This window comes from Streptomyces sp. NPDC098789 (assembly GCF_044759975.1).
GTDB lineage: Bacteria > Actinomycetota > Actinomycetes > Streptomycetales > Streptomycetaceae > Streptomyces.
This window is the reverse complement of sequence record NZ_JBIWAJ010000017.1, coordinates 125463-150323: the sequence shown is the minus strand read 5'-3', so window position 1 is coordinate 150323 and position 24861 is coordinate 125463. Positions and strand designations below refer to the sequence as shown.

23 protein-coding genes are annotated in these 24861 nt (G+C 71.0%); 9 read left to right on the top strand and 14 right to left on the bottom strand.

The features are described from left to right. Positions 1-37: 37 nt before the first annotated feature. The 5 genes from ACIQWR_RS30200 (at position 38) to ACIQWR_RS30180 (ending at position 4317) form a co-directional block, all read left to right on the top strand. Positions 38-1009 (top strand): ABC transporter ATP-binding protein, encoded by a 972-nt coding sequence (locus ACIQWR_RS30200; RefSeq protein ID WP_385773645.1) that lies wholly within the window; start codon positions 38-40, stop codon positions 1007-1009. Beyond that, positions 999-1886 (top strand): ABC transporter permease subunit, encoded by an 888-nt coding sequence (locus tag ACIQWR_RS30195; protein ID WP_404015937.1) that lies wholly within the window; start codon positions 999-1001, stop codon positions 1884-1886. Before ACIQWR_RS30200 ends, ACIQWR_RS30195 begins: the two co-directional genes overlap by 11 nt. Beyond that, positions 1883-2794 carry an ABC transporter ATP-binding protein gene (locus ACIQWR_RS30190; protein WP_404015934.1) on the top strand — a complete coding sequence of 304 codons (912 nt, stop codon included), beginning with the start codon at positions 1883-1885 and terminating at the stop codon, positions 2792-2794. The genes ACIQWR_RS30195 and ACIQWR_RS30190 overlap by 4 nt, the downstream gene beginning before the upstream one ends. A gap of 16 nt (positions 2795-2810) precedes the next feature. Continuing rightward, the gene (locus tag ACIQWR_RS30185) at positions 2811-3530 is read left to right on the top strand and encodes an ABC transporter permease (protein WP_404015931.1); all 720 of its coding nucleotides are present in this window, start codon (positions 2811-2813) and stop codon (positions 3528-3530) included. 85 nt (positions 3531-3615) lie between these two features. Next, entirely contained in the window at positions 3616-4317 is a 702-nt protein-coding gene (locus ACIQWR_RS30180; RefSeq protein ID WP_404015929.1) for a rhomboid-like protein, read from the top strand. A gap of 129 nt (positions 4318-4446) precedes the next feature. Here ACIQWR_RS30180 and ACIQWR_RS30175 read toward each other — a convergent pair whose 3' ends face one another. The 9 genes from ACIQWR_RS30175 to ACIQWR_RS30135 form a co-directional block, all read right to left on the bottom strand. Beyond that, the gene (locus tag ACIQWR_RS30175) at positions 4447-5259 is read right to left on the bottom strand and encodes an HAD family hydrolase (protein ID WP_404015927.1); all 813 of its coding nucleotides are present in this window, start codon (positions 5257-5259) and stop codon (positions 4447-4449) included. Further along, positions 5256-6545, bottom strand: coding sequence for a serine--tRNA ligase (gene serS, locus ACIQWR_RS30170; RefSeq protein ID WP_404015924.1), 1290 nt, complete (start codon positions 6543-6545; stop codon positions 5256-5258). The genes ACIQWR_RS30175 and serS overlap by 4 nt, the downstream gene beginning before the upstream one ends. 557 nt (positions 6546-7102) lie before the next feature. Then, entirely contained in the window at positions 7103-8038 is a 936-nt protein-coding gene (gene pheA, locus ACIQWR_RS30165) for a prephenate dehydratase (protein ID WP_404015922.1), read from the bottom strand. A gap of 42 nt (positions 8039-8080) precedes the next feature. Continuing rightward, complete coding sequence (gene efeB, locus ACIQWR_RS30160; protein ID WP_404015919.1) at positions 8081-9340, bottom strand: iron uptake transporter deferrochelatase/peroxidase subunit; 1260 nt, start codon at positions 9338-9340, stop codon at positions 8081-8083. Between the two features lie 5 nt (positions 9341-9345). Next, positions 9346-11280, bottom strand: coding sequence for a copper resistance CopC/CopD family protein (locus ACIQWR_RS30155; RefSeq protein ID WP_404015916.1), 1935 nt, complete (start codon positions 11278-11280; stop codon positions 9346-9348). A 23-nt stretch (positions 11281-11303) separates the two neighbouring features. After that, positions 11304-11777 (bottom strand): copper chaperone PCu(A)C, encoded by a 474-nt coding sequence (locus tag ACIQWR_RS30150; RefSeq protein WP_404015913.1) that lies wholly within the window; start codon positions 11775-11777, stop codon positions 11304-11306. Further along, complete coding sequence (locus ACIQWR_RS30145) at positions 11774-12424, bottom strand: SCO family protein (RefSeq protein WP_404015910.1); 651 nt, start codon at positions 12422-12424, stop codon at positions 11774-11776. The genes ACIQWR_RS30150 and ACIQWR_RS30145 overlap by 4 nt, the downstream gene beginning before the upstream one ends. 46 nt (positions 12425-12470) lie before the next feature. Further along, positions 12471-13193, bottom strand: coding sequence for a YcnI family protein (locus ACIQWR_RS30140; RefSeq protein ID WP_404015907.1), 723 nt, complete (start codon positions 13191-13193; stop codon positions 12471-12473). 113 nt (positions 13194-13306) lie between these two features. Continuing rightward, positions 13307-14131, bottom strand: a complete 825-nt coding sequence (locus tag ACIQWR_RS30135) for a hypothetical protein (protein WP_404015904.1) — start codon at positions 14129-14131, stop codon at positions 13307-13309. A 201-nt stretch (positions 14132-14332) separates the two neighbouring features. On the opposite strand from ACIQWR_RS30135, the gene ACIQWR_RS30130 reads away from it, so the two are divergent. Beyond that, on the top strand, positions 14333-14824 hold the full coding sequence (locus ACIQWR_RS30130) for an ATP-binding protein (protein ID WP_404015901.1): 492 nt from the start codon (positions 14333-14335) through the stop codon (positions 14822-14824). A gap of 67 nt (positions 14825-14891) precedes the next feature. On the opposite strand, the gene ACIQWR_RS30125 is transcribed toward ACIQWR_RS30130, so the two are convergent. Together ACIQWR_RS30125 and ACIQWR_RS30120 are read right to left on the bottom strand one after the other, a co-directional pair. Further along, positions 14892-16358, bottom strand: coding sequence for an aminopeptidase P family protein (locus ACIQWR_RS30125; protein WP_404015898.1), 1467 nt, complete (start codon positions 16356-16358; stop codon positions 14892-14894). Positions 16359-16444: 86 nt separating this feature from the next. After that, complete coding sequence (locus ACIQWR_RS30120; RefSeq protein WP_404015896.1) at positions 16445-18001, bottom strand: PP2C family protein-serine/threonine phosphatase; 1557 nt, start codon at positions 17999-18001, stop codon at positions 16445-16447. Positions 18002-18407: 406 nt separating this feature from the next. Between ACIQWR_RS30120 and ACIQWR_RS30115 the strand changes: the two genes are divergently transcribed. Continuing rightward, positions 18408-19193 carry a bifunctional DNA primase/polymerase gene (locus ACIQWR_RS30115; protein ID WP_404015893.1) on the top strand — a complete coding sequence of 262 codons (786 nt, stop codon included), beginning with the start codon at positions 18408-18410 and terminating at the stop codon, positions 19191-19193. Between the two features lie 138 nt (positions 19194-19331). Further along, positions 19332-19880 (top strand): hypothetical protein, encoded by a 549-nt coding sequence (locus tag ACIQWR_RS30110; RefSeq protein ID WP_404015890.1) that lies wholly within the window; start codon positions 19332-19334, stop codon positions 19878-19880. Positions 19881-20136: 256 nt separating this feature from the next. On the opposite strand, the gene ACIQWR_RS30105 is transcribed toward ACIQWR_RS30110, so the two are convergent. From ACIQWR_RS30105 to ACIQWR_RS30095, 3 genes are all read right to left on the bottom strand, one after another. Further along, the gene (locus ACIQWR_RS30105; protein ID WP_404015887.1) at positions 20137-21111 is read right to left on the bottom strand and encodes a DUF5926 family protein; all 975 of its coding nucleotides are present in this window, start codon (positions 21109-21111) and stop codon (positions 20137-20139) included. 247 nt (positions 21112-21358) lie between these two features. Continuing rightward, on the bottom strand, positions 21359-21961 hold the full coding sequence (locus tag ACIQWR_RS30100) for an ATP-binding protein (RefSeq protein WP_404015884.1): 603 nt from the start codon (positions 21959-21961) through the stop codon (positions 21359-21361). 85 nt (positions 21962-22046) lie between these two features. Continuing rightward, on the bottom strand, positions 22047-22883 hold the full coding sequence (locus ACIQWR_RS30095; protein ID WP_399264579.1) for a glycerophosphodiester phosphodiesterase: 837 nt from the start codon (positions 22881-22883) through the stop codon (positions 22047-22049). Positions 22884-23124: 241 nt separating this feature from the next. Between ACIQWR_RS30095 and ACIQWR_RS30090 the strand changes: the two genes are divergently transcribed. Continuing rightward, on the top strand, positions 23125-24708 hold the full coding sequence (locus ACIQWR_RS30090) for a S1C family serine protease (protein WP_404015882.1): 1584 nt from the start codon (positions 23125-23127) through the stop codon (positions 24706-24708). Positions 24709-24861 lie beyond the last annotated feature (153 nt).

Here is a 24861-nt window from a genome sequence, read left to right as displayed (position 1 = left end):
GACGATCCGCGCGGGCCCGGCCACTAACGTCGGTCCCGTGACTGTCATCGCGACCGAAAGCCTGAGCAAGCGGTACCCCCGAGTGACCGCCCTCGACCGGCTCTCCCTGGACATCGGGCCCGGCGTAACGGGTCTCGTGGGTGCCAACGGAGCCGGCAAGTCCACGCTGATCAAGATTCTGCTGGGACTGTCCCCCGCCACCGAGGGCCGTGCCGCCGTGCTCGGGCTCGACGTCGCCACGCATGGCAGTGCCATCCGTGAGCGCGTCGGCTACATGCCCGAACACGACTGCCTGCCACCCGACGTCTCGGCCACCGAGTTCGTCGTGCACATGGCCCGCATGTCGGGGCTGCCGCCGACCGCCGCACGTGAGCGGACCGCCGACACGCTGCGCCACGTCGGGCTCTACGAAGAGCGGTACCGCCCCATCGGCGGCTACTCCACCGGCATGAAGCAGCGCGTCAAGCTGGCCCAGGCGCTGGTCCACGACCCGCAGCTGGTCCTCCTCGACGAGCCCACCAACGGCCTCGACCCGGTCGGCCGCGACGAGATGCTCGACCTGATCCGCCGCGTCCACACCGACTTCGGGATCTCGGTCCTGGTCACCTCCCACCTCCTCGGCGAGCTGGAGCGGACCTGCGACCACGTCGTGGTCGTCGACGGCGGCAAGCTGCTGCGCTCCAGCTCCACGAGCGACTTCACCCAGACCACGACGACCCTCGCGGTCGAGGTCACCGACACCGACGCCCACCCCGACGGGACCGCCGCGCTGCGCAAGGCGCTGACCGGGGCGGGCCTGACCCTCCACGCGGCGCAGGAGCAGGGCCTGCCCGGTGCGGGCCACATCCTCCTCGTCGAGGCCGTCGGTGAGGAGACCAACGACACCATCCGCGACATCGTGTCCGACCTCGGCCTCGGCCTGGTCCGGATGGAACAGCGCCGCCACCACATCGCGGAGGTCTTCCGCGACCACGACCAGCAGAAGGGAGCCGGTTCCGATGGCGCCTGACACCTCGACCCAGATCCACAACATCGGCTACCGGTCCTACGAGGGCTCCCGGCTCGGCCGCGCCTACGCGCGCACCTCGCTGTTCTCCCAGTCCCTCCGGGGTTCCTACGGGCTCGGCCGCTCGGCCAAGTCCAAGGTCCTCCCGATGATCCTCTTCGCGGTGATGTGCGTCCCCGCTCTGATCATGGTCGCGGTGGCGATCGCGGTGCCGGGCAACACGGACCTGCCGATCAAGTACACGACGTACGCCCTGACCACGCAGATGATCATCGGGCTGTACCTGGCCTCCCAGGCCCCGCAGTCCGTCTCCCGCGACCTGCGGTTCAAGACGGTCCCGCTCTACTTCTCGCGGCCCATCGAGCGCGTCGACTACGTCCTCGCCAAGTTCGCCGCGATGGCCAGCGCGCTCTTCATCCTCACGGCCACGCCGCTGCTGATCATGTTCATCGGCGCCATGCTGGCCAAGTTCGACTTCGCCCACCAGGCGAAGGGACTCGGGCAGGGTCTGGTGTCCGTACTGCTGCTCTCGCTGCTCTTCTCCGGCCTCGGGCTGGTCGCCGCGGCCCTCACCCCGCGGCGCGGCTTCGGCGTCGCCGCCGTCATCGGGCTGCTGATCATCCCCTACGGCGCCGTCACCACGGTGCAGGCCGTCGCCTACAACACCGGTACGCCCGAAGCGGTCCAGTGGATGGGCCTGTTCTCCCCGATCACCCTGATCGACGGCGTCCAGACCGCCTTCCTCGGCGGCGCCTCCGCGTTCCCCGGCGGCGAAGGACCCACGGTCGGCGTCGGATTCGTCTATCTGCTGGTCGTACTCGGCCTCATCGTCGGCTCCTACGCCGCGCTGATGGCCCGCTACCGGAAGGCCGGGCTGTGAGCATCATCGACATCGACCACGCTTCCCGCTGGTTCGGGAACGTCGTCGCCGTGAACGACGTGACCATGCGCATCGGTCCCGGCGTGACCGGTCTACTGGGCCCCAACGGGGCCGGGAAGTCGACCCTCATCAACATGATGGGTGGCTTCCTCGCCCCCTCCACCGGCACCGTCAAGCTCGACGGGGCGCCGATCTGGCGCAACGAGCAGGTCTACAAGAGCGTGGGCGTCGTGCCCGAGCGCGAGGCCATGTACGACTTCCTCACCGGCCGGGAGTTCGTCGTCGCCAACGCCGAACTCCACGGGCTCGACGACGCGGCCGCCCAGCGGGCGCTGGCCACCGTCGAGATGGAGTCCGCCCAGGACCGCAAGATCTCGACCTACTCCAAGGGCATGCGCCAGCGCGTGAAGATGGCCTCCGCCCTCGTTCACGACCCGTCCGTGCTCCTGCTCGACGAGCCGTTCAACGGCATGGACCCGCGTCAGCGCATGCAGCTCATGGAGCTGCTGCGGCGCATGGGCGACGAAGGCCGCACCGTCCTGTTCTCCTCCCACATCCTGGAGGAGGTCGAACAGCTCGCCTCCCACATCGAGGTGGTCGTCGCCGGACGGCACGCCGCCTCCGGCGACTTCCGCAAGATCCGCCGGCTGATGACGGACCGCCCGCACCGCTACCTGGTCCGCTCCTCCGACGACCGGGCGCTCGCCGCGGCCCTGATCGCCGATCCGTCGACCGCCGGGATCGAGGTCGACCTCAAGGAGGGCGCCCTGCGGATCCAGGCCGTCGACTTCGGGCGCTTCACCGAGCTGCTCCCGCGGGTCGCCCGCGCGCACGGCATCCGACTGATGACGGTCTCGCCCTCCGACGAGTCCCTCGAATCGGTCTTCTCCTACCTCGTCGCGGCCTGAAAGGAGCTGGCACCCGATGTACAACCCCACCGTTGCCCGGCTCACCTACCGAGCCCTGCTCGGCCGCCGTCGCGCGCTGATCCTCTTCGCGCTGCCCGCCCTGCTGATCATCATCTCCATCGCCGTCCGCACCCTGACCGGCGTCGACGACAAGGTCGCCGCCGATCTGCTCGGCGGTTTCGCCCTCGCCACGATGGTTCCGCTGATCGGCGTCATCGCCGGTACGGGCGCCATCGGACCGGAGATCGACGACGGCTCGATCGTCTACCTGCTCGCCAAGCCGGTGAAGCGGCCCACGATCATCATGACCAAGCTGATCGTCGCGATCGCCGTGACCATGGCCTTCTCCGCGATCCCCACCCTGATCGCCGGGTTCATCCTGAACGGCAACGGTCAGCAGATCGCCGTCGCCTACACCATCGCGGCGCTCGTCGCCTCGATCGCCTACAGCGCGCTGTTCCTGCTGCTGGGCACCGTGAGCCGGCACGCGGTCGTCTTCGGCCTGGTCTACGCCCTGATCTGGGAGTCGCTCTTCGGCAGCCTGGTCGAGGGAGCGAAGACCCTGAGCGTCCAGCAGTGGGCGCTCGCGCTCGCCGAGAAGGTGAGCGGTCCCGGGTACGTCGACTCCTCCGTCGGCCTGACCACGGCAGTGGTCCTGCTCGCCGCAGTCACCGTGGGCGCCACCGTCTACGCCGGTCAGAAGCTGCGCCGTCTGACCCTGGCGGGCGACGAGTAGGACCCGCCGCCCCGCACCAGGTCACCCGTGCCCCGCCCGGCCCACATGCCGGGCGGGGCACAGGTTTGCGCGTCATGATCGGGACATGCTGTCGCACTCCGAGCCCGAGCCCTCCAGGCCCCTGTGGTCCTGGGTCCGGGCCTCGCCCGGTACGCACGTCTGGCTCCTGATCATCGCCGTCACCAGCATCATCGTGGCCGTCTCCCCCGACGCGGTCGACCACTTCCTCTTCCACCGCAACAGCAGCAACATCCACCAGCTCGTCAAGCACCCCTTCCAGGCGCTGATCGGCAGTGCCTTCTGGATCGAGAACCCGGCCTCACTGGCCCTCTACGCCGTGCTCTTCGAGGTGTTCCACGCCTCGGTGGAACGCTGGCTGGGCACCCTGCGCTGGCTGATGATCGTCGCCAGTGCGCACGTCGTCGCGACGCTGATCAGCCAGAAGCTCGTCCTCACGGCGATCCAGGACCACCGTGCCCCACGGAGCATGGCCCACGTCGTCGACATCGGAGTCAGCTACGGCCTCGCCGCGGCCATCGGCGTCCTCGCCTACCGGCTGCCGAACCCCTGGCGGTGGCTCTACCTGGCCGGAGCCGTGGCCTTCTTCGGGCTCCCGCTGCTCACCGGCGGCACCTTCACGGACGCCGGGCACGCCATCGCGCTCTCCATCGGCCTGATCGCCTGGCCGCTCACCCGGCACCCGCACCCGCACGTGCACTCCGACGCGCACCACCCTCGTGTTTCACGTGAAACAGGAAGCGGTCCGCGCCCCGCCGACCGGCGGTAATTCGCTGGTAAGGGACACGGCCCGGGGGCAGAGTGAGCTGTGCGGGGAGCAACAAAAAGGTCCGGGGCGGCCACTTCGAGCGCGCCTCGCGGCGCGGGCCGTCCCGGACCTTCCCTGCGGTCCTCGTGCTCAGGCGGCGCCGAGCAGACGCTCCAGCACCACCGCGATGCCATCGGCCTGGTTCGACGTGGTCACCTCGTCGGCCACCGCCTTCAGCTCCGCGTGGGCATTGGCCATCGCCACGCCGTGCGCGGACCATCCGAACATCGGGATGTCGTTGGGCATGTCGCCGAAGGCGATGGTCTGCGCCGCCTTCACGCCCAGCCGACGGGCCGCCAGCGACAGGCCGGTGGCCTTGCTCAGGCCGAGCGGCAGGATCTCCACTATGCCCGGCCCGGCCATCACCACGTCCACGAGGCTGCCCACGGTCGCCCGTGCCACCCGGACCAGCTCGTCGTCGCCGAGCCCGGGGTGCTGGATGTACAGCTTGTTGAGCGGAGCCGTCCAGACCTCCGTGGTGTCCCGCAGGTACACCGCCGGAAGCCCTTCCTGCACCTGGTACCCGGGACCGAACAGCACCTCGCCGTCCACCCCGTCACGGCTCGCCGCGAGGGCCAGCGGCCCCACCTCGGCCTCGAGCTTGGCGAGCGCCAGACCGGCCAACTGCCGGTCCAGCGTCACCGAGGTGAGGAGCCTGCGGGCACCGGCGTCGTACAGCTGTGCACCCTGCCCGCACACCGCGATGCCCTTGTAGCCGAGGTCGTCCAGCACGTGCCGGGTCCAGGGCACGGCGCGCCCGGTGACGATGATGTGCACCGCACCCGCCGCGGTGGCCGCGAGCAGGGCTTCGCGGGTGCGTTCGGAGACCGTGTCGTCGTCACGCAGGAGCGTGCCGTCGAGATCGGTCGCGACGAGCTTGTACGGGAACGGTGCGGGGGTCACTTGGCGATCGGCTCCAGAATTTCCCGGCCGCCCAGGTAGGGACGGAGGATCGGGGGCACCCGCACCGAACCGTCGGCCTGCTGGTGGTTCTCCAGGATGGCCACGATGGTGCGGGGGACGGCGCACAGGGTGCCGTTGAGCGTGGACAGCGGGCGCGTGACCTTCTTGCCGTCCTTGGTCTCGCGCATCCGCACGGACAGGCGGCGGGCCTGGAAGCCGTTGCAGTTCGAGGCGGAGGTCAGCTCGCGGTACTTGCCCTGGGTCGGGATCCACGCCTCGCAGTCGAACTTGCGGGAGGCCGAGGAGCCCAGGTCCCCGGTGGCGACGTCGATGACCTGGAACGGCAGCTCCAGAGCGGTGAGCCACTGCTTCTCCCACTCCAGGAGACGCTGGTGCTCGGCCTCGGCGTCCTCCGGTGCGACGTACGAGAACATCTCGACCTTGTCGAACTGGTGGACGCGGAAGATGCCGCGGGTGTCCTTGCCGTACGTGCCGGCCTCGCGGCGGAAGCACGGCGAGAACCCGGCGTAGCGCAGCGGCAGCTGGTCCGCCTCCAGGATCTCGTCCATGTGGTAGGCCGCGAGCGGGACCTCGGAGGTGCCGACGAGGTAGAAGTCGTCCTTCTCCAGGTGGTACACGTTCTCCGCGGCCTGGCCGAGGAAGCCGGTGCCCTCCATGGCACGCGGGCGGACCAGCGCGGGGGTGAGCATCGGGATGAAGCCGGCCTCGCCCGCCTGCGCGATCGCCGCGTTCACCAGGGCGAGCTCCAGCAGGGCGCCGACGCCGGTGAGGTAGTAGAAGCGCGAGCCGGAGACCTTCGCGCCGCGCTCGACGTCGATGGCGCCGAGGGACTCGCCGAGCTCCAGGTGGTCCTTGGGCTCGAAGCCCTCCGCGCCGAAGTCACGGATGGTGCCGTGGGTCTCCAGGACGGTGAAGTCCTCTTCCCCGCCGACCGGGACGTCCGGGTGCACGATGTTGCCGAGCTGCAGCAGCAGTCGCTTGGCGGTCTCGTCCGCCTCGTTCTGCTCGGCCTCGGCGGCCTTGACGTTGGTCTTGAGCTGCTCGGCCTTCTTCAGCAGCTCGGCACGCTCGTCGGGCGAGGCCTTGGGGATCAGCTTTCCCAGGGACCTCTGCTCATTGCGCAGCTCGTCGAAGCGGGTGCCGGAGGACCTGCGGCGCTCGTCGGCGGAGAGCAGTGCGTCGACGAGGTCGACGTCCTCTCCACGGGCGCGCTGCGAGGCGCGGACACGGTCAGGGTCTTCACGGAGCAGCCGGAGGTCAATCACCCCACCAGGCTACCGGGCCGTCTTCGAGGCCTCGTACCGATATAACGCTGCGTGTCACTATGTCCCAATTGCCGCGAATGCAAAACTCCTGACACGTGGCCGGAAGTGGACCACCGCACTGGTCCGGTCCGCGCCAGATCCCGGGCTGATAAAACCGCCCGAATCCCCGAAATGGGGCGCATCGAGCGCCCCCGCCCCTGGGGCTGAGCAGGGGCGAAGCGGCCTCTTGTCCACAGGAATTGCGATCCTGGCCGGCTTATCCACAGGCTGTGCGCCGTATCTGTGGACACGAAAAGAGATCATTCCCGGGCGATGCGGCTCGGGGGCGAATCAGGGTTCAAACCCCCCTCACACACTCATTCGGGTGGGAATGGCTCGCCCCAAAGAGTTGATCAGCGATGCGTGGGTGACGCCGTTCACCCTCCGATCCCCAGCGCGAAACCTGGGCCCCCGACCGATTTGTCGACCTTGTCGTGCCGCACTGTCGACTTGTCCCCAGGTCTCTACATGCTCCTGTGGATAACTCTGTGGATAAGTGACGCCGTCCTGTGTGCGAGCTAGCCCCGGCCGTCCAGGCAGCGGGTCAGCCAGTCGGAAGCGGCCGTGAAATCGCCATCCGAGGTCCCGGGGCGGGCCGCGCGCACCTCACTCAGAGCGACGCCCGCGCGGGGGTAGGAGCCGAGGAAGCGGACCTGCGGGCAGGTGCGCTTGAGACCCATGAGGGCCTCGCTGACCCGGCGGTCGGAGATGTGGCCCTCGGCGTCGACGGCGAAGCAGTAGTTGCCGATGCCCTCGCCGGTGGGCCGGGACTGGATCAACATCAGGTTGACCCCGCGGACGGCGAACTCCTGGAGGAGTTCGAGGAGCGCGCCGGGGTGGTCCTCGCCGAGCCAGAGCACGACGGAGGTCTTGTCCGCTCCGGTCGGCGCCGCGGGCCGGGCCGGTCGGCCGACCAGGACGAAACGGGTCTCGGCGTTCTCCGCGTCGTGGATCTCGGTGACGAGGGGTTCCAGCCCGTAGGTGGCGGCGGCGAACTCGCCGGCGAAGGCGGCGTCGAAGCGGCCTTCCTGGACGAGCCGGGCGCCGTCCGCGTTGGAGGCGGCGGACTCCCACACGGCGTCGGGCAGGTTGGCGCGCAGCCAGTTGCGCACCTGCGGCTGGGCGACCGGGTGCCCGGTGACCGTCTTGACGTCGGACAGCTTGGTCCCGGGCCGCACCAGCAGGGCGAAGGCGATGGGCAGCAGCACCTCGCGGTAGATCATCAGCGGCTCGCCGGAGGACAGCTCGTCGAGGGTGGCGGTGACGCCACCCTCCACGGAGTTCTCGATCGGGACCAGGGCCGCTGCCGCCTCCCCGTTCCTTACGGCGTCGAGTGCCGCCGGGACCGACACCATGGGAACGAGTTCCCGGGTCGCGGCTTCCGGCAGCGTGCGCAGGGCGGCTTCGGTGAAGGTGCCCTCGGGACCGAGATACGTGAAGCGGGTGGCCGACATGTGATCAGCCTAATGCCGCTGCCCCGTGCCCCGAGGTGCTGTTCATCCTTCGAGCAGCGGCTGTCCCACGTACTCCTCGGTTCGCGGGCCGCGCGGGACGGCGTACAGCCCGCTCGCCTCGTGGCGGATGAAGTCCGACAGCGCGTCACCCCGGTCGAGCTTGCGCTGGACGGGGACGAAGCCGCGCATCGGGTCGGCCTGCCAGCAGATGAAGAGGAGACCGGCGTCGGGGGTGCCGTCGGAGCCGATGCCGTCGTGGAAGGAGAAGGGGCGCCGGAGCATGGCGGCCCCGCCGTTCTGCGCGGGGGCGGAGATCCGGGCGTGGGCGTTGGAGGGGATGACCGGCTTGCCGTCGCCGCCGAACTTGTCGAGGTCCAGCTTGGTGGTCTCGGTGCCGCCGGTCAGGGGCGCCCCGTCCGCCTTCTTCCGACCGATGACCTGCTCCTGCTTGGTGAGCGACTGCTTGTCCCAGTCGTCGAACAGCATCCGGATGCGTCGGACGACGGCGTACGAGCCTGCGGCCATCCACGCGTGTTCGGCCGGGCCGGGACCGGCGCCGGGCACGAAGATCCGCTTGTCGAAGTCGGCCTCGGACGGCTTGGGGTTGCCCGTGCCGTCGATCTGGCCCAGGAGGTTGCGGGCGGTCATCGGCTCGGCCGTGGCTCCCGGCGTCCGGTTGAAACCGTTCATCTGCCAGCGGACCCGGGCCGCTTCCCCCGCGTCCTTCTGCAGGGTGCGCAGCGCATGGAAGGCGACGAGTGCGTCGTCGGCGCCGATCTGGACCCACAGGTCCCCTTCGCCGCGCTGGGGGTCGAGCCGGTCCGCCGAGAACTCGGGGAGCGGATCGAGCGCGGTGGGCCGGCGCGCCGTGAGGCCGGTGCGGTCGAAGAACGAGCGGCCGAAGCCGAAGGTGATGGTGAGCGAGCACGGTCCGGCGTCCAGGGCGATCCCCGAGTCGGCCGCACCCGCCGTCTCGCCGGCCATCAGCCGGCGGGCGCTGTCGGACCAGCGGCGCATCAGGGCGACGACCTCCTTGCGGCCCGCCCCGGGGGCCAGGTCGAAGGCCAGCACGTGGCCCTTGGCCTGGAGCGGCGTGGTGATGCCCGCCTGGTGCTCGCCGTGGAAGTCGATCTCGGTGGCGCCGAGGGCGGCCGCCGGGCCGCTGCCGTCGGTATCCGCGATCGCGGCATGCGCGAGTACGCCACCGGTGGCGCCGAGTGCGAGACCGGCGGCGCCCGCGGCACCTACGGTGCCCAGCAGCCGGCGCCGGGAGATCTCGATGTCGGGGTTGCTCTCGGTCATGCTGTTCAGCCGATCTTGACGGTCTTCTGGACGGTCGTCTGGTCGATGTCGGAGGTACGGAGGCTTACGTCGATGCGCCATTCACCGGCCAGCGGCAGCTGGACGCCGGAGGCGCTCCAGTGCCCCGGCGCCGCGCGATCGGGGGCGAGCGGCAGCGGGCCGATGTCCTTGGCGGGGAGGGTGAAGGCGACCTTCACCTCGGGGATGTCGAAGGGCCGGCCGTCCGGGGAGTCCACCCAGACGTGCAGGCTGTTGGCGCCCACCCGGCCCGGGTCCAGTTCGATCCGGACGCTGCCCTTTCCGTTCTGGCCGCCGGTGTCGAAGGGCAGGGTGATCTTCACGGCCCGGTCGGGTACCGCGGTGACGGTGCGACCGCCCTCCAGCTCGGCGGCCCGGCCGGGCTCCGTGCCGGTCAGCAGGGTGGCGACGGCGAGCAGGACGACGGCGACGGCCGCCTCGGCGAGGACGGACCGGCGCAGTCCCGCGCGATCGGGATCGGCGTCCCGGATCCGCTTGTCCCGCGCGCTCTCGCGGGCAGCGCGCTGACGGGCCAGCTGGGCGGCGCGCTTGGCGCTCGGCGGGACGGTGACCGCCGCTTCTGTTTCACGTGAAACATCGCGCTGGGCGGCGACCTGCGGGGCGCGGCCGGCCGCGTCCCCGGCCAGCCGGCCGGTCCACTTCCGCGAGACGGAGGCGATGGCGACCAGGACGGCGATCAGGCCGACCTTGATGAGGAGGTACCGGCCGTACTCCGTGCCGGTCAGTGCGGACCAGCTGCCGAGCTGGCGCCAGGACTGGTAGACACCGGTGGCGGTGAGGACGAGGACGCTGACGAAGGCGACGCGGGAGAAGCGCCGGATGGCTTCGCGCTCGATGTCCGGGACCTTGTGCAGGGCGATCAGCAGCGCGGCGAGACCACCGAGCCAGGTGGCGACGGCCAGCAGGTGGACGATGTCGACCGGCATGGCGATGCCCGGCTGAATGCCCGTGGAGGCGTGTTCGGACAGCGACCAGGTGGCGGCGATCCCGGCGGCGACCACGGTCCCGCCGATGGCCAGCCCGAAGGTGAGGTCGCTGGTGTCCTTGGCGTCTTCCTCGCTCGCGCCGCTGCCCTGCACCTTGCGGGCGAAGGTACCGAAGAGGACGGCCATGAAGAGGGCCACGGCGCCGAGCAGCAGCAGCCGGGACACCAGGGAGGCTCCGGTCTTGGTCTCCAGGACGGCCTTGAGGCCGTCGAGGTCGAAGACGTCGGAGAAGTCGCCCGAGCCGGTGTAGGGGTTGCGCAGCACCAGCATGGCGAGCGTGGCGGCCGTCAGCGTCACCCAGGCGCGCAGTACGAGCTTTTGCAGCGGCCGCTCGGCGGCGCCCCGGCGCCAGCACAGCAGGATGAAGGCCGCGCCGCCGACGAGCACGGCGAATCCGCCGTAGGCGGCGTAGCGCGCGATGCCGTAGGCGATGCCCACCGGTCCGCCGCCCGCCACCTGCGAGGACACCGAGACGCTGGTCGCGGAGGGGGCGCCGATGGAGAAGGTGAAGGCGCCGGAGACCGGGTGGCTGTCGGCGGAGACCGCCTGCCAGGCCACGGTGTAGGTGCCGTTGGGCAGGCCGCTGTGCAACGCGGTGCCGTAACGGATGGTGGAGCCGCTGCACAGGTCGCGCAGCTCCCCGGTGTCGATCCGCTTGCCCTGGGGGTCCATGACCCGGATGGAGTCGCCGTTCATGGCGACGCCTTCGGAGAAGGAAAGGGTGACCTGGGCGGGGGCCGTGGCGACCACCGCCCCGTCCCTGGGGTCGCTCGCGGTGAGCGCGGCATGTGCCGAGGCCGGTCCGGCCGCGGTGAACAGGGCCGCGGCCAGAGCGGCGAGGACCAGCAGGAGCCGCGGCACGAATGCCGCCGTGGCCGTGCGGGCCGTGGAAGGGGCGGGGGCGGTGGCCGTCATGGCGTTGTCAGTCCCTCGGTCCGTCAGTTGGTTTTCTGCGGCTGGTACGTGCGTTCCTTCACGTCCAGCTCGACCTTGACCGGGTCCGACTTCTCGAAGCGCAGCTCGACGGTCACCTTGTCGCCGACCTTCGGCTTGTTCTTCAGGCCCATGAACATGATGTGGTCGCCGCCGCGCGCGAGCTTCAGCTCGCCGTTGGCCGGCACGTCGAGGGCCTGTACCTGCTGCATCTTCTGGTCTTTGGTCTCGTGGATCGTCACGTCGCCCGAGAGCGTGCTCGTGACGGCGGTGAGCTTGTCCGCCGCCTTCGAGCCGTTCTTGATGACCATGAACGCGCCGGCCATCTTGTCGTCGATCGGTTCGGGCATGTACCCGCCGCTGACCTTCAGCTCGGGCTTGCCGTCGCCCGCGTCGGAATCGGAGGAGCAGCCGGATATGGCGAGCGCTGCCGACAGGGAGAGGGCGGCGGCGATGGTGCGGGTGGTGCGGCGGTTCACGGGTTCTCTCCCTTGATGATCTTCGGCAGATCCTTGGTGTAGTCCTCGACGGTGGTCGACTCCCCGTAGAGGACGTAGCCCTCGTCGGTCTTCGGCGAGAAGGCGATGACCTGCGCGCCGTGCATGGAGACGATGTCGCCGTTGGCCTCCTTCTTGGCGGCCTCGATGCCGATGCCGAGGCTGCGGGCACCGGCCTGGATCTTGGCGAAGTCCCCGGTGAGTCCGATGAAGGACGGGTCCTGGGACTTGAGCCACTGGCCGAGGGACTCGGGGGTGTCCCGGTCGGGGTCGGTGGTGACGAAGACGACCTGGAGCTTGTCCTGGTCGTCCTTGGGCAGCGCCTTCTTGGCGACGGCGATGTTGCTCATCGTCAGCGGGCAGACGTCCGGGCATTTGGTGTAGCCGAAGTAGATGAGCGTCGGCTTGCCCTTGGTCTGCTCGCGCAGGCTCCACGGCTTGCCGTTGGTGTCGGTGAGCACCAGGTCCGGCTTGTCGAAGGGGCGGTCGAGCACGGTGCCCGGCTTGCTCTTGGCGGGGGCGTTGACCTCCGCGAGCGACGTGCTCTTGCCGGTGTCACTGCCACAGGCGGTGAGGGCGAGGGCGGCCGCCGCCACGAGGGCGGCGACCGTCACACGTGTGGTGCGCATGGGATGTCCCTGAGATCGGGGGTGGTTCGGATGTCTGCGGACGCGGTCAGGACGTGCGACGGCGCGAGGCCACGCCGAAGGCGACCCCGCCGAGGCCGACGACGATCCCGGCGATGCCGAGGGCGCGCGCGGTCGTGTCGGAGCCGGCCGACGCGGTGTTCTCGGCGCCGTCGCCGTTCTCGTGGTCGGTGTTCTTGGCCTCGTCGGTCTTCTTCGCACCGGCGTCGTGGTGGTCGCCACCGGCCGCGGCCGTCAGCTTGAGCACGGGCGCCGGGTTCTGCGGCTCGGCGGCGCCGTCCTTGGCCTCTTCGATCCAGCGGACGACCTCGTTGTTGTCGTACGTCTGGATGGCCTTGAAGGTGAGCTTGTCGACGTCCGAGGGGAGCTGGCCGATCGAGAGCGGGAACTGCTGGAACTTGCCGGGCTCGATCTTGCCGCCGGTCCAGGTCACCTTGGTGACGGCTTCGTTGATCTGCTTGCCGTGGACCGTGAGCGGCTTGTCGAGCTTGCTCTTCTCCACGGTGACCGTCCATCCCGGAACGTCCTGCGGCATGACCGAGGAGAGCGGGTGATCGGTCGGGAAGCTGACTTCGAGCTTGTTGGTCGCGGCGTTGTCGCGCTCGTTCGGGACCTTGAAGTTGATCGTCGCGTAGCCGCCCTTGGCGGCCTCGCCCGGCTGGATGCCGACGTGGGCGAAGGCGGTGCCGGACAGGACGAGGACGGTACCGGCGGCGAGGGCGGCGGCGAAGGAGACGCGAGAGGTCTTCATGGCAGGAACACTCCACGGAAGCAGGGGTGACGGTGACTCCGGCGCACAGGCGCGCGCGGAGTTCGCGGCACCGGTGCTCCGCAGGGTGTCCCGGGGAGTGGAGTGGTGCCGCGTCAGGCTGCGAGGGCGAGGGCCGCTGGTGGGCCGCGCCTGATCACCGTGTGGTGGAGTGCCGTCCGGCCGGGGGCCACGGCCCGGTCCGGGGTGCTGCGCGGCGACCGCGGGGTACGTCCGGCCGTGCCCGGAAGTCCGGCGCCCAGGGCGCGGACGAGGGCCAGGGCGGTCCGCAGGGCGCGGACCGGGGCGGCCGGGGCGGCGAGCCGGGACAGTTCGACGAGCCGGAACAGGGCCGCGTCCCCGCGGCTCAGCAGCCAGCCGGCGACCAGCGCGGCCACCAGGTGGCCCAGCAGCATCGGCAGGCTGAGCAGCCCGGTCGAGGGAGCCGTGACCGCCTGCGCCATGTGCGCGTGGGCGTCGTGCGCGGGGACCGCGAGCGCGGCCGGATTCAGCCCCGCTGTCTCCAGTACCTGTCGGGCGTCGGCCGGGCTGAGCGGTACGGAGTTGCCCCCGCAGACCAGCCGGGCCGCGAGCGCCGCGAGCGAGGTGTCGGAGGCGGCCTGTGCGGAAGCACCCGTGGCGGCGGAGCCGGTGGTTGCGAGGGCGGCGCCGTGCTGGCCGAGGCCGAACAGCGTGTGCAGCCCCAGCTGGCCCACGGCGAGGGCGGCGGCGAGACCCGGCAGGGTGCGCCGGCGGCCCGCGAGCAGGGAGGCGACCGCGAACACGGCCAGGAAGCCCGCGCAGAGCGTCCACCAGGGAACGGTGGCGCACGAGGCGAGGGCGTGCCCGACGGCGGACAGCACTACGCAGACCGCGGTGAACACCGCGGCCCGCAGGATCCGGAGCCCGGCTCCTGCACGCATCGTGTGGGGGGCAGTCATGGCCGGGCCATCATCGCACTGCGCTTAGGTCTCCCATACGGCAGGTCCGGAAGGTCCCTTGAGTCCCCCTGGACGGAGTCCGCCCGCCGACCCACCGGACCGTCGCATACACCGGCGTCCGGGCGGGTCGCATCGGCCGAACGAGCGCTCCGACGGCCGCACGGGGCTTACACAGTGCTCCGGGCGGCAATAGGTAACGGTATGAGCATCTGGTGGTCTCTCCACTTGAGGCGCGAGGCCGCGAGCGTTCCGCTCGCCCGGCGACTGCTGCTGGGGACGATGGAGACCGCGGGGGTGGACCCCGACATCTCCTTCGACCTGTCGGTGGCGCTGAGCGAGGCGTGCGCGAACGCGGTGGAGCACGGCGGGCCGGTGGCCGGGGACGGCGACGACGCTCCCGTCGGCGGCGTCGGGCCGGCTCCCGCCGATCCCGCGGCCTGTGCGGCGTACCGCGTCACGGCCTATCTCGACGGCGACCGCTGCCGGATCGAGGTGACCGATTCGGGCCCGGGCTTCCCGCCCACGACGGTCTCCCGCCGCAGACCCTCGCTGGCGGAGCACGGCCGGGGACTGTCGCTGATCGCCGAGCTGGCCGATCACGCCCGGTTCCGCAACCGCCCGGGCCGGGGAGCCGTCGTCAGTTTCGACAAGATCCTCAAATGGCAGGACGGAGCGCTGCTGAAGGCGTCCTGAACGGCCGATGGGCGGGGTCCCGGTACAGGGGAACCCGCCCATCGGCGGTGGTGCGGTGGCGCAAGGGTCAGCCCTTCAGCGCGGCCATCCAGCTCTCGACCTCGTCGGACCGGCGCGGCAGACCCGCGGACAGGTTCCGGTTGCCGTCCTCGGTGACGAGGATGTCGTCCTCGATCCGGACGCCGATGCCGCGGTACTCCTGCGGCACGGTCAGGTCGTCGGCCTGGAAGTACAGGCCGGGCTCGACGGTGAGGCACACGCCGGGCTCCAGGGTGCCGTCCACGTAGGCCTCGGTGCGGGCGGCCGCGCAGTCGTGCACGTCCATGCCGAGCATGTGACCGGTGCCGTGCAGGGTCCAGCGGCGCTGCAGACCCAGCTCCAGGACACGCTCGACCGGACCCTCCACCAGGCCCCACTCGACGAGCTTCTCGGCGAGCACGTGCTGCGCGGCGTCGTGGAAGTCGCGGAACTTACCGCCGGGCTGCACGGCAGCGATGCCGGCCTCCTGGGCCTCGTACACCGCGTCGTAGATCTTGCGCTGGATCTCGGTGAACCGGCCGTTGATCGGCAGGGTGCGCGTGACGTCGGCCGTGTAGAGAGATTGCGTCTCCACGCCGGCGTCCAGCAGTAGCAGGTCGCCGGAGCGGACGGGACCGTCGTTGCGGACCCAGTGCAGGGTGCAGGCGTGCGGGCCGGCGGCGCAGATCGAGCCGTAGCCGACGTCGTTGCCGTCGACGCGGGCGCGCAGGAAGAAGGTGCCCTCGATGTAGCGCTCGCTGGTGGCCTCGGCCTTGTCGAGGACCTTCACGCAGTCCTCGAAACCGCGGACGGTGGAGTCGACGGCCTTCTGCAGCTCGCCGATCTCGAACGCGTCCTTGACCACGCGCGCCTCGGAGAGGTTCGTGCGCAGCTCGCCGTCGCGCTCGGCGGTGACCTTGTCGGCCAGGGCCGCCTCGATGACCGCGTCGTGGCCGCGCACGATCCGGACCGGGCCGGTGGCCTCGGTCAGGGCCTCTGCCAGGGTGCGGACGTCCTTCGCCGGGATGCCCAGGAGCTGCTCGGCCTCGGTGAGGGAGTGGCGGCGGCCGACCCACAGTTCGCCCTGGCCGGACAGCCAGAACTCGCCGTTCTCGCGGTCGGAGCGCGGGAGCAGGTAGATGGTCGCGCTGTGGCCCGTCTCGCCGGTGGGCTCCAGGACCAGGACGCCGTTCTCGCTCTGGTCGCCGGTCAGGTAGGCGTACTCGGTCGAGGCACGGAAGGGGTACTCCGTGTCGTTCGAGCGCGTCTTGAGGCGACCCGCGGGGACGACGAGGCGCTCACCCGGGAAGCTCGCGGACAGCGTGTCGCGGCGCGCGGCCGTGTGCGCGGCCTGGGCGATGGGCTCCAGGCCGTGCAGCTCGGTGTCCGCCCAGCCGGTGCGCATGTTCTCGGCGAGTTCGTCGCTGAGGCCCGGGTACAGCCCGTTCTTGCGCTGCTTGTGCGTCTTCTTGGGCTGCTCTTCTTCCGGGGTCTCCGGGGTGAGCTCGTCAGCCACGTCATCTCCTCAGCTACGACAGGACCGGGTACGGACCCCGTCCATCGTATGTGCGAGAGGAAGTGGCCCCGCAGGGCTGTGATAAATCAGTCAAACCGGGCAGCCAGCAGGACGATGTCCTCGGTGCAGCCGCTCGTCGACCCGTTTCCGGTCCCGCCCGTGAAGTCCTCGTCCGGCAGCACGGTGCGCAGGACGTGGTCCACGATCGCGGCCGGGTCCTCGCGGGCGGCCCGCGGTACCGAGGCGGCGGCCGCGTGCAGTCGGGCGTACGCGCGGTCCATGGCGTCACCGGTACGCCGCAGCAGCCCGTCGGTGTAGAGCAGCACCGTTTCTCCGGATGCGGGCTCGATCTCCACGCTCGGCGCCTCCCAGCAGGCGAGCATGCCGAGCGGCGCGGACAGCGTGGTCTCCACGTACTCGGTGCGGTGCTCGCCGATGAGCAGCGGCGGCGGGTGTCCGGCGCCCGCCAGGACGATCTTCCGGGATCCCGGCTCGCAGTAGGCGAAGAGCGCGGTGGCCGATCGCGCGGGCTCGGTCAGCCGCAGCAGCAGCTCTAGGTCGGACAGGACCGCGACCGGGTCCTCGCCCTCCATCACGGCGTACGCGCGCAGCGAGGCCCGCAGCCGACCCATCGCGGCGATCGCGCTGGGCCCGGCTCCGGTGACGGACCCGATGGCCAGTCCGAGGGCGCCCTCGGGCAGTGGCAGGGCGTCGTACCAATCGCCGCCGCCGTGCGGTCCGGTGTGGTGGCGGGCGGCGAGCTGGACCCCCGGTACCCGGGGCAGCCTGCTCGGCAGCAGTTCCTCGGTGACGGTGGCGAGCCGGGTCCGGGCGCGCTGGGCCTCCAGGACGCGGGCCAGGTGCTCGGCCCCGTGCCGTACGTAGAGGCCGACGAGGTCGCGCTGGCGGTCGCTCGGCTCGACCTGGTCGTCGTACAGCCAGAGGACGGCGCCGAGCCGGCCGGTGGCCTCGGCGGTCAGCGGCAGCGCGTAGCTGGCGGCGTAGCCCAGGCGCGCCGCGACCTCCCGGTGCTGCGGGTCGACGGGGGTCGCGTACCCGCCGGAACCGGGGGGCGCACCGACCTCGGGGAGCACCTCGGAGCCGCCGGCGGCGCCGGGGGTTCCGTCGAGGATGCGGCCGTACGGGGTGGCGGCGCGCGGGACGGTCTCGATGTGACCGAGGTCCGCGCGGCCCAGGCCCAGCCCGATCGTGGTGGCGGGGCCGAGTCCGTCGGCGGGCTCCAGCACGATCAGCCCACGACGGGCGCCGACGAGGGCGGCTCCGGCGCGCAGGAACTCCTGGAGGCAGGAGTCGAGGCCGGCGGACCGGGCGAGGCGTTCGGTCAGCTCGTGCAGGGTGGTCAGGTCGGAGACCATGCCCGCCAGGCGGTCCTGGATCAGGGTGCTGGGGACGGGTACCGCGGTCGGTGCGGGAGCGGTGCGCGGGGGCACGGGTGCCGCAGTGTGAGGGGAAGCCGTAACTACTGGATCGATTCCAGCCACTTTCGGCGGATGCGGGGCGCTCATGGCGTCCGGCTTTCCACCTGGTGCGATTCGCCGAATAGCATCGCAAACCCCCAGATCGTTCTGCGCCGCCATCAATGGATCCACATCTACACGCACACATGGATCGATGTCCAGCATTGCCCAGGTGGGAATCCTGGTGTCCGTGAGACGACAACTCACCGTTCAGTCAAGGGTAAAACTTGGCCGGAAAAGGTTGGATGGGATGCCTTTTTGCGGTCGACTGGGCGGGCGTCTCCGTCGGCACGGGTACGTAAACGGTGGTGCGCGGGGTGAGTTGACGCCACCCCGGACCCGCCGGGAACCGTCCGGTACGGGCCGCCGTCCTTAGCGGCGGCGGCTGGGCGCGGCCCACCACGGGTCGCGCACCGCCCTTGCTGGACGTTCCATGGACCCGTACGAAAACTGCACGAACCGTGTGAACCTGCTTCTGGCGGACAGTGACGCGAAACGTGTACGTGTGGTGAAACACCGCATACATGGTGTGATGTGGCCCTCGGCGTTCAACGGAAAGGAACGAGCGCTCATGCGCGAGATCCTCGGAAGGCGTCTCCAGCGACTCCGCAGTTCCCTTCGGACCGCCCAGTCCCTTCGGACGCTCCAGTCCCTTTGGACCCTCCAGCCTCTCCGGACCCTTCAGTCCCTCCGATTCGCCCAGCGGGCCGGGTCCCGGCCGGGGTCCGCCCCCGCCCACCCGCCCTCCCTCGACGCCGCATTGGTGTGTGCCGCCGAGTGGGCGTGGCCCGTGCTCCCCGGTGTGGGCCGGGCCGGCGCGGACGGTGCGCGCTGCGCCTGCCCGGACCCGGACTGCGTGGTTCCCGGCGCCCACCCCTTCGACCCGGGTCTCCTCGCGGCCACCACCGATCCCCGGATGGTGGGTTGGTGGTGGACCAACCGGCCGAGCGCTCCCCTGCTCCTGGCCACCGGCGGGGCCGCACCCTGCGCGGTGAGCCTGCCGGCGGCGGCGGCCGCGCGGGCGCTGGTCCGGCTCGACCAGCGCGGCCTGCGGCTCGGTCCGGTCGTCGCCACGCCCACGCGCTGGTCGCTGCTGGTGGCGCCGTACTCGCTGGAGCGGCTCGGCGAACTCCTCTACGCCAAGGACCACGTGCCGTCCTCGCTGCGCTTCCATGGCGAGGGCGGGTACCTGTTGCTGCCGCCCTCCGCCGCGTCCTGCGGCGGTCAGGTGCGCTGGGAGCGGGAACCGGTGGCGCAGGACGGGCCGCCGTGGCTGCCGGAGGTGGAGGCGGTCGTGGACGCGCTGGTGGAGGCGAGCAGCGGGGCGCCGGGCGGCGGCAGCCGACTTGCGTACTGACGCCCGTACCGACGCGCGTACGGGCGCACCGGCGGCCCTACCGCCGGATCACTCGAACGGGTGTCACCAGTGCCCGATTCCAAGGGAATTGGGCGCGGGGATCTCTGTGGCCCATCGCCGCATCGCTATCTTCGGCGAATGAATCTCCGCCTGATCGGTATCGGTGCCGGTGTGCTGATCATCTTGTCGCTTCCGCTCGCGGGTGCGATCGCCGGACCGGACCTCGCCGCTCGGGACGACGGAAAGGGCGGCGGACTGCTCTCCTCGCTGGGGCTGTCGGATCCCTCCGGCCGCCCGGGCGGGACGAAGCCGGCGCCGCCCGGACCGGCCGAGCAGCCCCGCACGGACTCGCGCTGCGGCCCCGAACTCTCCTCGCCCCAGGGCGTCGAGGCGCAGACGTGCGTGCTGAGCGGCGAGGGGCAGAGCTGGGGGCGCAGTTACTACCGCAACACCAGCGGGCGAGCGCTGGAATCCGTGCTGACCGTGATGGGTCCGGCGGGTCGGACGGTGCAGATCCGCTGCGCGATCGGGACGGGCGACGAACCGGGTCTGTGCGAGACGCCCAAGGAGGACTCCCTGGGGACCCCGGACCGGTACAGCGCAGTAGCGGAATTTGCAGTTCCGGATGCTGAAGGGCCCCTGCTCCTGCGGTCCGGGAGCAACTCACCGGGACCGGGCGGCGGTTGAGCGCCACCGGAAATGGAAGGGCCCGGTCGCTGGCGACGGGGGATGCACCAGCGACCGGGCTACAAGAACGGTAACAAGAGATCGCCTGTTCGCAAATTCGATCTCGGATATTCGGACATCGATTTGCAGACGATTAGCGGGAGTTGTGACTCCGGTCACCGCCCGTGGCGCGCTCCGGGAGGGTCCGTGGGGCGCCTTCGGGGCCCGTGCGGACCCGTCGTGGGCCCGCACGGACACCCGGGGTCGGCCCAGCAGGTCAGCTCAGGGTGACCTGGCGGTTGGTCAGGCCGCCGCGTGCCCGGCGCTCCTCCGGGGTCAGCGGGGCGTCCGTGGTCAGGGCCTTGGCGAGGCGCTCCGCGAGCCGGGCCGCGGGCTCTTCCGCCTGGTCGGCGGTGTAGCCGACGGGCAGGTCCCAGACGGGGACCATCAGGCCGTGCGCGCGGAAGGACCCGACGAGCTTGGTGCCTTCGCCGAGCGAGGACTCGCCCGCCGCGGTCAGCCGCGCCAGGGCGTCGAGCAGCTGCTCCTCGGGGTGCGGCATGACCCAGCGCAGGTGGTTCTTCTCCGGGGTCTCGCACCAGTAGGCCGCGTCGACGCCGGTGAGCTTGACGGTCGGGATGGCGGCGGCGTTGGCGCGCTCCAGCGAGGCGGCGATCTCCGGGGAGGCGGCCTGGGCGGTCTCCGCATCCGGAATCCAGAATTCGAAGCCGCTGTGTACAACCGGCTCGAAAACGCCGTCCGGGTCCAGGAGATCCTGAAGTCGGGGCCCCTCGGCGGGCACCCGGCGGGCGGCGACCGGGTTGCCGGGCTCGGCGACGAGCGCGCGCTCCAGCGTGTCGGCGAGGTCGCGGGAGAGGTTCCCGCTGGACGACTCGTTCTGCAGGCCGAGCAGGACGGAGCCGTCCTCGCGGCGCAGCGCCGGCCAGGCCATGGGCAGTACGGTCACCAGCGTGACGGACGGAACGCCCTCGGGCAGGCCGCCCTTGAGGGTGAGCGGGATGGTGGCGGCCGGCACCAGCTCGCGCAGCGCCACCCAGTCGCACTCGGACGGCAGGCCCTCGAAGGGGCGCTGCACCAGCTCGGTGACGGCGTGTGAGGCGGCGGCGCCGTGGCAGGCCTTGTAGCGGCGCCCGGATCCGCAGGGGCAGGGCTCGCGGGCGCCCACCACAGGGATCTCCCCGTCCTTGAGCTGCGGCTTTGCAGTCTTCGCTGCGGGGCGCTTCTTGGCCATCGTGGGTGTCTCCCGGTTGCGGCGGTGCGTCGGTACGTGACGGCGCGAGCCTAGCCGTTCGTACCGGCGCAACCGGGCGGGTGCGGCCGGGAGCGCGGTCGGGAGCACGGTCGGGAGCACGGTCGGCGTGCGCTCCCGGGTGCGCGTTCGGTTCGCGTTCGAGTCGGAGCTCGGACGGGATCTCGGGTTCACGTTCGGGTCGGAGCTCGGGTGCGCGTCCGGCTCGGAGCGCGGGTGCGGGATCGGGTCAGGGATCCAGGTCGTCGAAGGGGGCGCCGAAGCCGATCGCGGGCGCAGCGACGCGCGTAGCGAAATCGTCGTGACGGGGTCCGCACGCGACCGTCACCCATACGGTGACCTCGCCGCCCGCGCCGTCCCGGACGCCCCAGTCCTGGGCCAGGGCGCTGATGATGTTCAGCCCCCGGCCGCCGCGCGCGGTGACCGAAGGCGTGGCCGGAACCGGACGGGTGGGCCCGCCCCCGTCCGTGACCTCGACCGTCAGTCGTCCCGCCTTGTCGACGCGCCATGCGGCGCGTATGTCCCCGTCGCCGATCTCCTGAGCGCCCAGGGGCCTGCCGTGCCGGCAGGCGTTGCTGAGCAGTTCGGAAAGGATCAGGACGGCATCGTCCACGACCGAATCGGGCAGTCCGCCGATACGCAATTGCTCACGCATGCGGTGCCTCGCCGTACCCACGCCCGCAGGGCCATGGGGTACGGCCATGCACGACGACGTGGGCACTTCCTGTGCCATCACCAACGTCACCCCCGGAACCTCCTTAGCCCCACGCCATGGTCTGAATGCCCCATTGGCCTGGACCGGAAACCGCCGTGGAGGGGGCCTCTGACGCATTCATGACGACTGAATGCGGAGCGGATGCGCCGGGGCACACCCTGTCACGGGAGGTGAAGGGGGGACGGGTGGGCAAAAGGGTGCGTCAGCGTCCAAGTTGTGACAGAACTTGGCGGGGTCGGTTCGTAATGATTGCCTCCACACCCAGATCAGCGCAGAGCTGAACGTCTTCGGGTTCGTTCACGGTCCATACGTGGACCGAGTGCCCGGCGGCCTGAAGTTTGCGGATGAAGCCGGGGTGGTTGCGGACGATCCGCATCCCCGGCCCGGCGATCCGGACCCCGGCGGGCAGTCGCCCGTCGCGCATCCGGGGCGATACGAACTGCATCAGGTACACGGTCGGGATCGTCGGCGCGGCCGCGCGGACCCGGTGCAGGGAGCGCGCGGAGAAGCTCATGATCCGTACGGGGTGGGGGCCCTCGGCGGGCGGGGAGTCCAGGCCGAAGCGCTTGAGCAGGAACAGCAGCCGCTCCTCCACCTGTCCGGCCCAGCGGGTCGGGTGCTTCGTCTCGATCGCGAGCTGCACCGGCCGTCCGGCGTCCGCGACCAGCTCCAGCAGCCGCTCCAGGGTGAGCACGGAGGTGCGCTCCGGATCGGGCTCCTTGCCGTACTCGCCGGCGGCACCCGCTCCGGCGTCCCAGTCGGGGGACTCCTCACGGTCCTTCCAGGAGCCGAAGTCGAGGGCGGCGAGATCGGCCAGTTCCAGGGCCGAGACCGCGCCGCGGCCGTTGGACGTGCGGTTCACCCGGCGGTCGTGGACCAGCACGAGATGGCCGTCGGCGGTGAGTCGGACGTCGCATTCGAGCGCGTCCGCTCCGTCCTCGACGGCTTTGCGGTAGGCGGCCAGGGTGTGCTCGGGGGCGTCCTCCGAGGCACCGCGGTGGGCGACGACCTGGATGGGGCGCGGCGTTGCGTGGGTCACCGGGTCATGGTGCCAGGGTCCGGCCCTCCGGCGTGGGGCGGGACCCTGGAGATGCGTCCGAAATGCCCGGCATAAAGGATGGGGTCAGGACACACAGGTCCGGCTTACAGTGCTCTGACGGTTGATGGGAAAGGCTTTGCCCAGGAACTTGTACGACCGGTCGAACGTTCACCCGGACCGATGTCCCGCCGGATGTACCGTCCGATATCCAGCACGCCGTGTGTGACGAGGAGAGAGCGCTGTGAGCACCGAGAACGAGGGCACCGCGGCCCCGACGCCCCCCGCGGCCCCGTCCGCACCTCCCGTGCCGGTGGCCGCGCCGACCCCCGAGCCGGTGGCTCCGGCGGATGCGGCCCCCGCGGACGCGCCCCCCGTGGACATGGGCAAGGCACCGGTCGCCGCTGACCAGGGTTACGCCGCCGAGCCCGCGACCCAGCAGCTGCCGCCGGTCCCGCCGCCCGGGGCCGAGCCGACCCAGCAGCTGCCGCCGACCCCCGCCGCGGACCCGTACGGGGCTCCGGCCGCGGCGCCGGTACCGGGCCCGCCCGCGGCTCCGTACGGCGCTCCCGCCGCGCACGGCGCCGAGGCCTGGCCGCCGCCTCCGCCGGCCGTTCCGGCGTACGGCGCCGGGGGCCACGACGGTGGCAACGGCGCCGGGGTCTGGGGCGCGCCCCCGCTCGGCGACGGTGCTCCGCAGCACAAGGCGAAGGGCCGGGGCGGCCTGATCGCGGCCGTGATCGCGGCCGCCCTGCTCGCGGGTGGGGTGGGCGGCGGCATCGGCTACAAGCTCGCCGACGGCAGCCTCGACGGCTCCGGCTCCACCACGGTCAGCTCCTCCGGCGAGGCGCCCAAGGACCTCAAGCGCGAGCCCGGTTCGATCGCGGGCCTGGCGGCCAAGGCGCTGCCCAGCGTCGTGACCATCGAGGCCCAGGGCGGTGACGGCGAGGGCGGTACGGGTACCGGCTTCGTCTACGACCAGGAGGGCCACATCCTGACCAACAACCACGTCGTGGCCTCCGCCGCCAACGGCGGGAAGCTCTCCGCCACCTTCTCCAACGGCAAGAAGTTCGACGCCGAGGTCGTGGGCCGGGCCCAGGGCTACGACGTGGCTGTGCTGAAGCTGAAGAACCCGCCCGCCGGGCTCAACCCGCTCCAGCTCGGTGACTCCGACAAGGTCGCCGTCGGTGACACGACCATCGCGATCGGCGCGCCCTTCGGCCTGTCGAACACGGTGACCACCGGCATCGTCAGTGCGAAGAACCGCCCGGTGGCCTCCGGGGACGGCGCCAGCAACAAGAACTCGTACATGAGCGCCCTCCAGACGGACGCCTCGATCAACCCGGGCAACTCCGGCGGTCCGCTGCTCGACGGCCGCGGCGCGGTCATCGGCATCAACTCCGCCATCCAGTCGGCGGGCAACGGCGGCTTCGGCGGCGGCCAGGCCGGTTCGATCGGCCTCGGCTTCGCGATCCCGATCAACCAGGCGAAGAACGTCGCCCAGCAGCTCATCAAGACCGGCAAGCCGACCTACCCGGTGATCGGCGTCTCCGTGGACCTCCAGTCCAAGACGGACGGCGCGAAGATCTCCGAGCAGGGCGCCGCGGCCAACGAGCTGGTCGACCCGGCCGGTCCGGCGGGCAAGGCCGGCCTCAAGCCCGGCGACGTGATCACCCAGTTCGGCGACAAGACGATCGACAGCGGCCCGACGCTCATCAGTGAGATCTGGACGTACAAGCCCGGCGACACCGTGAAGCTGACGTACTTGCGCGGTGGAAAGCCGACCACGGTCGACATCACGCTCGGGTCGCGGGTCGGCGACAAGTGATTCGGGGCGAGTGACCAGGGCGAGTGACCCAGGGCGAGTGATTCCGGGCGAGTGATCCCGGGCCACGGATAGTCCGGGCCACAGGAAATCCTGTCGGGAGGGGCCGTAGGCGCGATTGTGCCTACGGCCCCTCCCAACGTCCGCTTATGCTTC